Raw genomic sequence first — 11378 nt, forward strand, 5'->3', positions numbered from 1 at the left:
AGCATCTGACTACGGATCAGAAGGTTTGGGGTTCGAATCCCTACAGGCGCGCAGATCGGATTCACCGCATGACCTGCGCAAACAGGTTCACAGGCCCACTTCCCCGCCCGGGGGGTGGGCCTTTCTCGGCCCAAAAACTGGCTCAAAAACTATTCGGACCCCCACCGTCGGCCCGAGTCGCGGCTGGTCGCGTCCCCCCGCCGCGTCCCCCCGAAATTGGCCAGCATCCCCCCGGAATTGGTCGGCGTCCCCCCACCTCCCCCCGGGTCCGTGATCGCTGGGGACGGGCCTGCGCACCTTGGTGTCCCATGGAGACCACCACCCACCCCAGCCCCCTAACCACGACCGCAGCCGACACTCTGCTGCTCACCCTCGACGAGACCGCCCGACCGCCTGATCACGAGCTACCCCTTCGACCAGATCGAGCGGGCGATCGCAGACACTACATCCGGCTCCACGATCAAGGCCGTGCTCACGATGCCGTGACGGAGGAGCAACCCGACGCGCCGGCTCCGGTCCACACCCCCGCTCCGTAGCCCAGGTGGGTGAGCCGTCGGCCGGCGACCAGGGTGGCGGGTGGAGACCGCGACGGTCGGCCAGGGCGACGATGCTTTCAGCCAGTAGGACGTTCACCACCAAGCCCCGCCGTGGCGATGCGTTGTGCCGAGCAGCCCGAGGGGCCACCAGTACGACGAGCCCGATTTCCTGCCGGGCGGCGGAGACGACGCCCCATCGTCATGGCCGTCGCCCAGGCGTAGCAACCAGGTCGCGCCGATCCCGACCAACACGGCCGCCGCCGGTCTCCGGCACCCCGGCCGGCGGCTCGCAGCTGACCTGCACCGCCGGCACGTGGAACAAGGTCGGCAGCCATGCCTACTCGTGGCAGCGCCAGGTGCGCTGCGTCGACGTGCTGACGAAGGGCCCGGGGGTCGGCGCGCACGCGCCCAGCGCCGCGGTGCTGGGCGGTCGGCGCGCACGCGCCCAGCGCCGCGGTGCTCGTCGGCCCGTAGGGCTCGCCCGAACGCCTCAGGCGTCGATGACGATCGGGATGATCAACGGCGTACGGCGGAACGCCCGCTGCGCCCAGCGGGACACGTCACGACCGATCATCTGCTCGAGCCGGTAGGAGTCGCCGATGCCGTCGGCGGCCGCCCGGGCGAGCGTCTTCTCGACCACGGCGACGGCCGGGTCGAAGGCGCCGCGCTCGTGCTCGAAGCCGCGGACGAGGAAGTCCGGCGGGTCGGCCAGCTCGCCGGTGTCGGCGTCCACGATCGCGAGCACCGTGACGACTCCCTCCTCGGCCAGGGTGCGGCGGTCCTTGAGGGTGGCCTCGGTGACGCCGCCGACGACCTGCCCGTCGACGTACACGTTGCCGGCGGCGACCTTGCCGACGACCTTGGCCCGGCCCTTGACCAGGTCGACGACGACGCCGTCCTCGGCCAGGACCACGCGGTCGGGGTGGATGCCGGTGGCGATCGCGAGGTCGGCGTTCGCGCGCAGGTGGCGGTACTCGCCGTGCACCGGCATCACGTTGCCCGGCGTCATCAGGTTGTAGCAGTAGACGAGCTCACCGGCGCTGGCGTGACCGGACACGTGGACCTTGGCGTTGCCCTTGTGGACGACGTTGGCGCCCCAGCGGGTCAAGCCGTTGATGACGTTGGAGATCGCGTTCTCGTTGCCCGGGATGACCGAGCTGGCCATCAGGACGGTGTCGCCCTCGCCGACCCGGATCTTGTGGTCACGGCTCGCCATCCGGGACAGCGCCGCGAGCGGCTCGCCCTGCGAGCCGGTGCAGATCAGCGTGGCCTTGTTGGCCGGGAGCTTCTCCAGCTGGGCGAGCGGCACGATGAGGCCCTGGGGCACCTTGAGGTAGCCGAGGTCCTCGGCGACGCCCATGTTGCGCACCATCGAGCGGCCGACGAAGGCGACCTTGCGACCGTGTGCGTGGCTCTGGTCGAGCACCTGTTGGATCCGGTGCACGTGGCTGGCGAAGCTGGAGACGATGACCCGGCGCGGGGCGGTCCGGAAGACCTGCTCGATCGCGGGGATCAGGTCGCGCTCGGAGGTCGTGAAGCCGGGCACCTCGGCGTTGGTCGAGTCGATGAGCAGCAGGTCGATGCCCTCGTCGGCCAGTCGCGAGAAGCCGCGCAGGTCGGTGATCCGCTTGTCGAGGGGGAACTGGTCCATCTTGAAGTCGCCGGTGTGCACGACCATGCCGGCCTTCGTGCGGATCGCGACGGCGAGGCCGTCGGGGATCGAGTGGTTGACGGCCACGAACTCCAGGTCGAAGGGGCCGTACCTGCCCTGCTCGCGGTCGCCCTCCTTGACCTCGTGGAGCTTGGGGACGATCCGGTGCTCCTTGAGCTTCTCCTTGATCAGCGCCAGCGTCAGACGCGAGCCGATGACGGGGATGTCGGCCCGCTCGCGCAGCAGGTAGGGGACCCCGCCGATGTGGTCCTCGTGGCCGTGGGTCAGCACGATGCCGACGATCTTGTCCAGGCGGTCCCGGATCCAGCTGAAGTCGGGCAGGATCACGTCGACGCCCGGCTGGTGCTCCTCGGGGAAGAGCACGCCGCAGTCGACGATCAGCAGCTTGCCCGACTGCTCGAAGACCGTCATGTTGCGCCCGATCTCACCGAGCCCGCCCAGGGGGACGATGCGCAGGCCGTTGGACGGCAGCGACGGTGGCTTCTGCAGCTCGGGATGGGGATGGCTCACAGGTGTTCCATTCTCGACCGGGGCGACTCGCCCCGGTGGTGTCGTTCGAGCGTGCATATGTCAGTGGGCCGACCTCCGTCGAGCGACGTGATCGCGACAGGCGGCCCCCGCCAGCCTACGCCGAGCCTGGCGGCCGGAAGGACCCGCGCCACCCCGCGCCGGCGTACCTGCATCCCGGGGGTACGTCGTGTCGGGTCGCCGGAAGCCTCCCTGCCACTCCCACTATGTACCGCGGCGGGGGTCTTGTGGCAAGACCCCCGTGGTGCCTCACACTGCTCGTCGGTGGCCCGCGCGGGGCCGCGAGAAGGAGTCAGGATGAGTACGACGAGCGCGCCGACGCCGTTCGAGGTCTACCCGGGCGGGGTCCTGCTGCACGGGACGAAGGCCGACCTCGCGGTGGGCGACCTGCTGGTGCCGGGACGCCTGTCCAACTTCGAGGAGGGCCGCGTCATGAACCACGTCTACGTCACCGCCACCCTCGACGCGGCCGCGTGGGGAGCCGAGCTCGCCGCAGGGGAGGGCCGCGGACGGGTCTACGTCGTCGAGCCGCTCGGAGAGCTCGAGGACGACCCGAACGTGACCGACAAGAAGCTCCCCGGCAACCCGACCAGGTCCTACCGCTCCACCGAGCCGGTGCGCGTCGTCGGCGAGCTGGCGGACTGGGTCGGACACACCCCCGAGCAGGTCCAGGCGATGCGGGACGGCCTGGCCGACCTCCAGCGGCGGGGCGCCGCGGTCATCCACGACTGAGGGGGCGCCGCCGCCGACGGTGCGACGTACTGCTCGGGGCGATCCCGCCGACGATCTTGCGGGACTGGCGCACCTGACCGTGGCCACCGCGAGCGCTCAGCCGCGGCTCGCGCGCAGCATCTCCTCGCGGGGCACCACCTTGATCCGCTCGCGCCCGGCCGCTTGGCCGAGGGCGATCTCGTGGGCGTCGAGACGCTCGAAGGCGTCCCAGGTGACGACCTCGACGCCGCGTCCGGCGAGGTGGGTGATCAGGGCGTCGGGGTCGGACGACTCGGGCGCGGGCAGCTGGTCGAGGTCGGCCAGCAGGTGGGCGACGGTCTGGGCGGCGTCCGACTTGGTGTGCCCGATCAGGCCGATCGGGCCGCGCTTGATCCAGCCGGTGACGTACGTGCCGGCCATCGGGGTGCCGTCGAGGTCGAGGACGCGCCCCTCGGCATTGGGGATGACACCGCCTGCCTGGTCGAAGGGCAGGTCGGCGAGCTGGCTGGAGCGGTAGCCGACGGCGCGGTAGACCGCCTGCACGGGGGTGTCGACGTACCGCCCGGTGCCGCGGACGGTGCCGTCGCCCTGCAACTCGGTGATCTCGGTGCGCAGGCCCTCGACGCGGTCCTCGCCGAGGACCTCGACCGGCGCCTGGCACAGGTGGATGTGGATGCGTCGCGAGGCGTCGGTGGGCTCGGCGTCGACGTGCTTGAGCAGGGTGTCGACCACCAGGCGCACGCCCTTGTTGCCGGCGATCGCCTGCTGACTGGCCTCGTCGATCTCGAAGCCCTCGGGGTGGACGATGACGTCGACCTCGGGGGAGTGCGACAGCTCGCGCAGCTCCATCGGCGTGAACTTGATCTGCGCCGGGCCGCGGCGTGCGAAGACGTGGATGTCGCGCGCCTGGTTGAGCGCCAGGCCCTGGTGGACGTTGTCGGCGATCTCGGTGACCAGCTGCTCGTCGGCCGGCTTGGCGAGCATCCGGGCGACGTCGAGGGCGACGTTCCCGGCGCCGATCACGGCGACCTCGCGGGCCTCGAGCGGCCAGTCGGCGGGTACGTCGGGGTGCCCGGCGTACCAGGACACGAAGTCGGCGGCGCCGTGGCTGCCGGGGAGGTCGACACCGGGGACGTCGAGCTCGCGGTCCGTCATCGCGCCGGTCGAGAAGACCACCGCGTCGTAGGAGCGCTGCAGGTCGGTGAGCTTGATGTCGGTGCCGTACTCGACGTTGCCGAGGAACCGGATGCCGTCGCGTGACAGCACGCGCCGCAGCGCCTTGACGATCTCCTTGATCCGCGGGTGGTCGGGTGCGACGCCGTAGCGCACCAGACCGTAGGGAGCAGGGAGTCGCTCGATCAGGTCGACGCTGATCTCGGCGTGCTCCTTGGTCAGGATGTCGGCTGCGTAGATGCCCGCCGGACCTGCTCCGACGACGGCGACGCGGATGCTGCGCATGGGCTGATCACTCCTGCTGGACCTGGACAGTGGGACGGCCTCCCGTGAGGACGTGTCTCCAGCCTGCCGGGGCGGCCACCTGACCAGTACCCGCCATTCGCCTGTGACCTCACAATCGCAGCCTGTGGCCCCGGCGTGGCCGACGAGGCACGTGAGCAGACGCACACCCGGATCCCGTGGTTCTCGCCGACGACCCACCTACGGTGGACGGCTGCCGGTCGTACGCAGCGACCCCACACAGCATCGAGGTGTACATGCTTCACCCCAAGGTACGGCGAGCCGTCGCCGGCGGCGCGGTAGCCGCCCTGGCCGTCACCGTCCCGCTCGCGTCGCCTTCCACGGCGTACGGATCCGACGGGGCGGAGAGCGGCCAGGCGCCCACCGACGCCCCGACGAGCTCGACCGAGTCCGAGCTGGAGGACGTGGCGCCCGCCGTGCTGGGGCACCGCGTCCGGTTGAGGGTGAAACGGCAGGACGTGCGGCCCGTGCGCACCACGCGCACGTGGGCGCGCAGGCTTCTGGACGACCAAGGAGTCTCCTACGACGGCAACGACCTGGTCCGCGTCCGTCGCGACGGCAAGCTCATGAAGGGGTCCCAGAAGCGCCGACTGCGTGAGGGGGACGCCGTGCAGCTCGTCGCCGTCGACCGGAAGAAGCGTGTGCGGCGCACCATGATCGAGAGGCCGACCCGCACCCGCACGGTCTCGCACCTGCGGCCCGGCCAGCGCAAGGTCAAGGCCAAGGGTCGCCCCGGGTTGCGGAAGATCACGGTCGTCAAGACCCGCCAGAACGGCAACGTCGTCGACGTCGACCGGACCAAGCGCGTGATGCGGACGCCAAAGCCGCGCAAGGTCCTCGTCGGTGCCCAGGCGCGCAGCGTGCCGGGCACCGGCCACCTCAACTGGCGCGCCCTGGCCAACTGCGAGTCGTCGGGCAACCCGCGTGCGGTCAACCCGGCCGGCTACTACGGCCTCTACCAGTTCAACACCGGCACCTGGCGCTCGGTCGGCGGCTCCGGGCTGCCCTCGAACGCCTCGGCGTCCGAGCAGACCTACCGGGCCAAGCTGCTCTACAAGCAGCGCGGCCGGTCCCCGTGGCCGCACTGCGGACGCCTGCTGTAGACCCCTTCGAGCGTCACCGATCGTGCAGAAACCGAACGTTCGCTAGGGTGACTCGTGGTCGTCGGAACGCCCGACGACCACGAGGGGGTGCCGGTGACGTTCCGCGACCTGATGGAACAGCGATGGAGCTGTCGGGAGTTCCTGCCCGAGCCGCTCGGTGACGACACGCTCACCGACCTCTTCACCACCGCCCAACGAACGGCGTCCTGGTGCAACACCCAGGCCTGGGGCGTGCACCTGCTGGGGGGCGAGCCCCTGGCGGACTTCGGCAAGCAGCTCACCGAGCACGTGGCCGAGCGTCCCGCCGACCTGAGTCCCGACGTACCTCTCCCTGCGCAGTACGTCGGCGCGTTCGCCGAGCGTCGCCGGGGCGCCGGCTACGCGCTCTACGAGAGCCTGGGGATCGAGCGCGGCGACCACGCGGCCCGCACGGCGCAGATGCTGCGCAACTTCGACGGGTTCGGTGCGCCACATCTCGCCATCATCACCAGCGACCGCGACCACGGCGTGTACGGCGCCGTCGACTGCGGCGGCTATGTAGCGAACCTGATGAACGCCGCACTCGACCTCGGCATTGCCTCCATCGCTCAAGGAGCGATCGGCATGTACGCCGGCAAGGTCCGCGAGCTGCTCGACCTGCCCGAGGACCGGCAGGTGATCTGCGGCGTCGCCCTGGGCCGTCCGGCTGCCGACCACCCCGTCAACGGCTTCCGCACCGAGCGGGCAGCCCTCACCGACGTCGTCACGGAGATCCGCTCATGACCAGCACCCACGACCAGGCCACCAGCGCGTCCGGCGAGGAGGTGCCGACCGACCCGTTCGACGTCACCGGGCTGGACCTGACGCCGTCTCCCCGGGCACGTGAGCTGCGCGCCTCGCTGGTCGAGTTCATGAACGACCACGTGTTCCCGGCCGAGCACGACTACCACGCCTACCGTGCGGCCGCCGGCCCCGACGACCACACCCTCCCGCCGGTGGTCGAGGACCTCAAGGCCGAGGCCCGCCGCCGCGGACTGTGGAACCTGTTCCTCCCCGCGGAGTCGGGCATCTCCCAGCTCGACTACGCGGGGCTGGCCGAGATCACCGGCTGGAGCCTCGAGCTCGCCCCCGAGGCGATCAACGGCCAGGCGCCTGACACCGGCAACATGGAGCTGCTGCACCTCTTCGGTACGCCGGAGCAGCAGCGCCGTTGGCTCGAGCCGCTGCTCGCCGGCGAGATCCGCTCTGCCTTCGCGATGACCGAGAAGGCAGTCGCCAGCAGCGACGCCACCAACATCGAGACCTCGATCGTGCGCGACGGCGACGAGTACGTCATCAACGGACGCAAGTGGTGGACCAGCGGCGCGGCCGACCCGCGCTGCGCCCTGCTCATCGTGATGGGCAAGACCGACACCGAGGCCGTGCGGCACCGTCAGCAGTCGATGGTGCTCGTGCCCACCGATACCCCCGGCGTGACGGTCGTGCGCGACGTCCCCGTCTTCGGCCGCCACGACCAGCACGGTCACTGCGAGGTCCTCTTCGAGGACGTCCGGGTGCCTGTCAGCAACATCCTCAGCGAGGAGGGCTCCGGCTTCGCCCTTGCTCAGGCCCGCCTGGGACCCGGCCGGATCCACCACTGCATGCGCGCCCTCGGCGCCGCCGAGCGCGCCCTCAAGCTCATGGTCGACCGTGCGCAGAGCCGGATCGCCTTCGGCAAGCCGCTCGCCGAGCAGGGCATGGTGCACGAGGCGATCGCTGAGTCCCGCATCGCCATCGACCAGGCCCGGCTGCTGTGCCAGCACACCTCCAAGGTCATCGACGAGAGCGGCAACAAGGCCGCCGCGACGCTCGTCTCGATGGCCAAGGTCTCGGTGCCGCGCGTCGCCCTCCAGGTCATCGACCGGGCCATCCAGGTCCACGGCGGCGCCGGGGTCTCCGACGACGTACCACTGGCCGCGATGTACGGCTGGCACCGGGCGATGCGGATCTTCGATGGCCCCGACGAGGTGCACCTGCGCGGCATCGCTCGCCACGAGCTCGGCGCGGGATCGGTCCTCCGGCCGTGAGCGAGGCACTCGTCCGGCTCGAGCGCTCGGACGGGGTGCTGGTGATCGAGATGCGACGGCCGAGCCGGCGCAACGCCCTCAACCGTCAGCTCACCGACGAGCTCAGCGCCGCCTTCGACGAGCTCGACGACGATCCGAGCCTGCGCGTCGGCATCCTCGCCGCCGCCGGACCCGTCTTCTGCGCCGGCACCGACCTGCACGAGTCGGCCAGCCCCGCCACCGACCGCGGCGGCGAGTACGGGCTGATCCGGCGCCGGCGCCGTACGCCACTGGTCGCGGCCGTGGAGGGCCCGGCCCTCGGTGGGGGCTTCGAGCTCGTGCTCGCCTGCGACCTGGTCGTGGCCGGTGCGCAGGCCTCCTTCGGGCTGCCCGAGGTGGCCCGTGGCCTGGTGCCCACGTGCGGCGGACTCTTCCGCGGCCCCGACAGGTTGCCGTCCGTCGTCGCTGCCGAGCTGCTGCTCACCGGCGACCCGCTCGATGCCGCACGGGCGGCGTCGTACGGCCTGCTCAACGTGGTCTGCGAGCCCGGTCAGGCGCTGGCCGAGGCCCATCACCTGGCCGCTCGGATCACCAAGAACTCACCCGCCGCGGTGGCCGCCTCGCTCCGCGCGCTGCAGGACGTGCGCGGCCCGGGGGAGGCGCTGGGCTGGACCGCGACCGACCACGCCATCGCTGCCGCCTCGCACTCGCCGGACTGGACCGAGGGCAGTGCAGCCTTCTTCGACAAGCGGCCGCCGCGGTGGCAGCAGTGACCACCCGAAAGGCATCAGCATGACATCGTCCGCCCGATCCGTACGCGACAAGGCGGTGCTCGTCACGGGCGCCGGGCAGGGCATGGGCCGCGCCACCGCGATCCTCTTCGCAGAGGAGGGCGCGCGCGTCGCGGTCACCGACCTCGACGGCGCCAACGCAGAGGGCGTCGTCGCCGAGATCATCTTATCCGGGGGGCGGGCCACGGCCTGGACCCTCGACGTCGGCGACCCGGCGAGCATCCACGAGGTCGTGCCGGCCGTCGCCGGCGCGCTGGGCGGCCTCGACGTCGTGGTCAACAACGCCGGCATTGCCGGCTTCACCCCGCTCGACGGGGACGACTACGAGGAGCTCTGGGAGCGGATGCTGCGTATCAACCTGACCTCCCAGCAGCGCGTGATCCGAGCCGCGCTGCCGTTCCTGCGCGGCTCGAGCAGTCCCCGCATCGTCAACATCGCCTCCACCGAGGCGCTGGGCGCGACCGTCAACGACAGCGCGTACGCCGCTAGCAAGGCCGGCGTCGCGGGGCTCACCAAGGCGCTGGCGATGGACTTCGGCAAGGAAGGCATCACCGTCAACTGCATCTGTCCCGGCCCGATCGAGACCCCGATGACGGCCTTCGCCGCACCCGAGGACAAGGTCCTCTACGCCCAACGCCGCACGGCCCTGCGGCGCTACGGCTTGCCTGAGGAGGTGGCCCACATGACGCTGAGCCTCTGTCTGCCCGCTGCGGGCTTCGTCACCGGCACCGTCATCCCCGTCGACGGCGGGCTGGTCGCACGCAACGCGTGAGGACCGACCGACCGGCTCAGCGGCCGATGCTCAGGTGAGCCGTGCCGTCCGCGGCGATGACCAGGTCTGGCCGCACCACCTCGGGCAACCGGCCGTCGGCCTCTGCGACCACCTCGGCGAGGTCGGCGAAGGGTGCGAGGTCGGAGGTGTTGACGTAGGTCGGCGGGAGCATCGCCAGTTCTCCGCGGTCGACCTGATCGCGGGCCTCGGCGACCTCGATCCACGAGACCTGGTCTGACTCCGTCGAGACGTCGCGCGTAGCCTGACCGTCCGGCAGGACGGCCACGAAGAAGCGGGTGTCGAAGCGCTTGGGCTCCCAGAGCGGCGTGACCCAGTGGGCCCAGAATCGCAGAAGGTCGCTGCGCAGCAGCAGCCCACGTCGGGCCAGGAGGTCGCTCAGCGAGAGCTCCCGGGACTCAAGGGCGCGACGATCCGCTTCCCACGCGTTGCTGGTCGTGTCGGCCACGACGGTCGTCGCAGACGGGCCTGCGAGCAGCACCCCCGACTCCTCGAAGGTCTCCCGGACGGCGGCGCAGACCAGCGCGCGAGCGGTCGGCAGGTCGCAGCCCAGGGTGTCGGCCCAGGAATCGGCAGTTGGGCCCGCCCAGCCGATCTCGGTGTCGAAGTCACGCGGGTCGACCCCGCCACCGGGGAAGACGCAGAAGCCTGCAGCGAACGCCATCGAAGTTGTCCGGCGCAGGAGGTAGACCTCCGGCCGCGACGCACCGTCGCGCAGGAGGATCACGGAAGACGCGTCGCGGGGCACGACCGGCGCCCGCTCCTCGCGGCGGAACGTCTCGACGGCCTCGACGAGCGCGGGTGGGATGTCGGTGAACATCGGCATCGGGTGCTCCTCTGCTTCAGGGGTGGACTGCGCCGCCACTGACGGCGATCACCTGGCCGGACACGTAGGACGACAGGGGGCTGAGGAGGAACTGGACGACGTCGGCGATGTCGTCGGGCTCACCCTGACGCCGCAATGGGATGTCGAGTGCCGCCTCGTCGATGAAGCCGGTGGCTGCGGCCTGGGCGAGCACCCGTGCGGTGCGGATCACGCCCGGTGCGACGCAGTTGACGCGGATCCCTGCCGGACCGACCTCGTTGGCGAGGTAGCGCGTGTAGTGCTGCACGGCGGCCTTGGCGGCGCCGTACCCGGCGACGTGGCCGTCGGGGGCGGCCTCCAACCCTGCAGAGCTGCCCACGGTGACGATCGACCCGCCTCCTGAAGCGCGCATGGCGGGCACGGCGCTGCGACAACTGTTGACGACCACCCGCAGGTTGACGTCGAGCAGCGCCGAGAGGTCCTCGACGGTCGTCTCGCTGGCCAGGCTGCGCGAGTACGGCGTGACCGCGCCGCCGGCCGGCACCACGAGCGCGTCGAGGCCCCCCCAGCGCGCGACCACCTCGTCGAACGCCGCCGCGGTCGCGGCGGGGTCGGTCAGGTCGACCTGGAGTGCCACGCCATCGCCGGCCCGGGCCACGAGCTCGTCGGCCACCGACGCAGCGCCGAGCTGCTCGCCGTACACCGCGGCGCCGGAGAGGTCGACGTCGAGGACGGCGACCCGGGCGCCGAGCTCGGCGAGCCTCAGGGCGCAGGCGCGGCCGATGCCGCGAGCCCCGCCGGCCACGACGGCGACGCTGCCGGACTGGAGGGTGGAGCGGTCGGTGGTCATGACGTCACTCTCGTGACTCGGATGCGACGTGACTATCGGCAGTTCCGTGCGCCGGAACCAGCGAGCACGTCGTGGAGGGATCCTCGCCACCA

At 71.2% G+C, this 11378-nt stretch carries 10 protein-coding genes; 6 read left to right on the forward strand and 4 right to left on the reverse strand.

Features of this window, described 5'->3' with window-relative positions:
• Nucleotides 1-1026: 1026 nt before the first annotated feature.
• Nucleotides 1027-2718, reverse strand: a complete 1692-nt coding sequence (locus tag Q1K33_RS02935) for a ribonuclease J (RefSeq protein ID WP_300400405.1) — start codon at nt 2716-2718, stop codon at nt 1027-1029.
• Nucleotides 2719-3033: 315 nt separating this feature from the next.
• On the opposite strand from Q1K33_RS02935, the gene arr reads away from it, so the two are divergent.
• Nucleotides 3034-3468 carry an NAD(+)--rifampin ADP-ribosyltransferase gene (arr, locus tag Q1K33_RS02940; RefSeq protein ID WP_300400407.1) on the forward strand — a complete coding sequence of 145 codons (435 nt, stop codon included), beginning with the start codon at nt 3034-3036 and terminating at the stop codon, nt 3466-3468.
• A 96-nt stretch (nt 3469-3564) separates the two neighbouring features.
• Here the strand turns inward: arr and Q1K33_RS02945 are convergent, their stop codons facing one another.
• Nucleotides 3565-4905 carry an FAD-dependent oxidoreductase gene (locus tag Q1K33_RS02945; RefSeq protein WP_300400409.1) on the reverse strand — a complete coding sequence of 447 codons (1341 nt, stop codon included), beginning with the start codon at nt 4903-4905 and terminating at the stop codon, nt 3565-3567.
• A gap of 254 nt (nt 4906-5159) precedes the next feature.
• Here Q1K33_RS02945 and Q1K33_RS02950 point away from each other — a divergent pair, with 254 nt between their 5' ends.
• Genes Q1K33_RS02950 through Q1K33_RS02970 form a run of 5 tightly spaced genes read left to right on the forward strand, consistent with a single transcriptional unit; the run spans nt 5160 to nt 9613 of the window.
• The gene (locus Q1K33_RS02950; RefSeq protein ID WP_300400411.1) at nt 5160-6026 is read left to right on the forward strand and encodes a resuscitation-promoting factor; all 867 of its coding nucleotides are present in this window, start codon (nt 5160-5162) and stop codon (nt 6024-6026) included.
• A gap of 54 nt (nt 6027-6080) precedes the next feature.
• The gene (locus Q1K33_RS02955) at nt 6081-6788 is read left to right on the forward strand and encodes a nitroreductase (protein ID WP_300400413.1); all 708 of its coding nucleotides are present in this window, start codon (nt 6081-6083) and stop codon (nt 6786-6788) included.
• Nucleotides 6785-8071: an acyl-CoA dehydrogenase family protein gene (locus Q1K33_RS02960; protein ID WP_363319620.1), complete on the forward strand. Its 1287-nt coding sequence runs from the start codon at nt 6785-6787 to the stop codon at nt 8069-8071. The genes Q1K33_RS02955 and Q1K33_RS02960 overlap by 4 nt, the downstream gene beginning before the upstream one ends.
• Nucleotides 8068-8823 carry an enoyl-CoA hydratase-related protein gene (locus tag Q1K33_RS02965; RefSeq protein WP_300400415.1) on the forward strand — a complete coding sequence of 252 codons (756 nt, stop codon included), beginning with the start codon at nt 8068-8070 and terminating at the stop codon, nt 8821-8823. Before Q1K33_RS02960 ends, Q1K33_RS02965 begins: the two co-directional genes overlap by 4 nt.
• Nucleotides 8824-8842: 19 nt before the next feature.
• Complete coding sequence (locus Q1K33_RS02970) at nt 8843-9613, forward strand: SDR family NAD(P)-dependent oxidoreductase (protein WP_300400417.1); 771 nt, start codon at nt 8843-8845, stop codon at nt 9611-9613.
• Nucleotides 9614-9629: 16 nt separating this feature from the next.
• On the opposite strand, the gene Q1K33_RS02975 is transcribed toward Q1K33_RS02970, so the two are convergent.
• Together Q1K33_RS02975 and Q1K33_RS02980 are read right to left on the reverse strand one after the other, a co-directional pair.
• Nucleotides 9630-10457: an NUDIX domain-containing protein gene (locus Q1K33_RS02975; protein WP_300400419.1), complete on the reverse strand. Its 828-nt coding sequence runs from the start codon at nt 10455-10457 to the stop codon at nt 9630-9632.
• Between the two features lie 16 nt (nt 10458-10473).
• The gene (locus tag Q1K33_RS02980) at nt 10474-11286 is read right to left on the reverse strand and encodes an SDR family NAD(P)-dependent oxidoreductase (protein ID WP_300400421.1); all 813 of its coding nucleotides are present in this window, start codon (nt 11284-11286) and stop codon (nt 10474-10476) included.
• Between the last annotated feature and the right edge of the window lie 92 nt (nt 11287-11378).

This window comes from Nocardioides sp. (genome assembly GCF_029937575.1).
Lineage (GTDB): Bacteria > Actinomycetota > Actinomycetes > Propionibacteriales > Nocardioidaceae > Nocardioides.

Coding starts and splice junctions, on each gene's coding strand:
- Q1K33_RS02960 (WP_363319620.1), top strand. CDS start 6,785: ATGACCAGCACCCACGACCAGGCCACCAGCGCGTCCGGCGAGGAGGTG.
- Q1K33_RS02970 (WP_300400417.1), top strand. CDS start 8,843: ATGACATCGTCCGCCCGATCCGTACGCGACAAGGCGGTGCTCGTCACG.
- arr (WP_300400407.1), top strand. CDS start 3,034: ATGAGTACGACGAGCGCGCCGACGCCGTTCGAGGTCTACCCGGGCGGG.
- Q1K33_RS02980 (WP_300400421.1), bottom strand. CDS start 11,286: ATGACCACCGACCGCTCCACCCTCCAGTCCGGCAGCGTCGCCGTCGTG.
- Q1K33_RS02950 (WP_300400411.1), top strand. CDS start 5,160: ATGCTTCACCCCAAGGTACGGCGAGCCGTCGCCGGCGGCGCGGTAGCC.
- Q1K33_RS02975 (WP_300400419.1), bottom strand. CDS start 10,457: ATGCCGATGTTCACCGACATCCCACCCGCGCTCGTCGAGGCCGTCGAG.
- Q1K33_RS02945 (WP_300400409.1), bottom strand. CDS start 4,905: ATGCGCAGCATCCGCGTCGCCGTCGTCGGAGCAGGTCCGGCGGGCATC.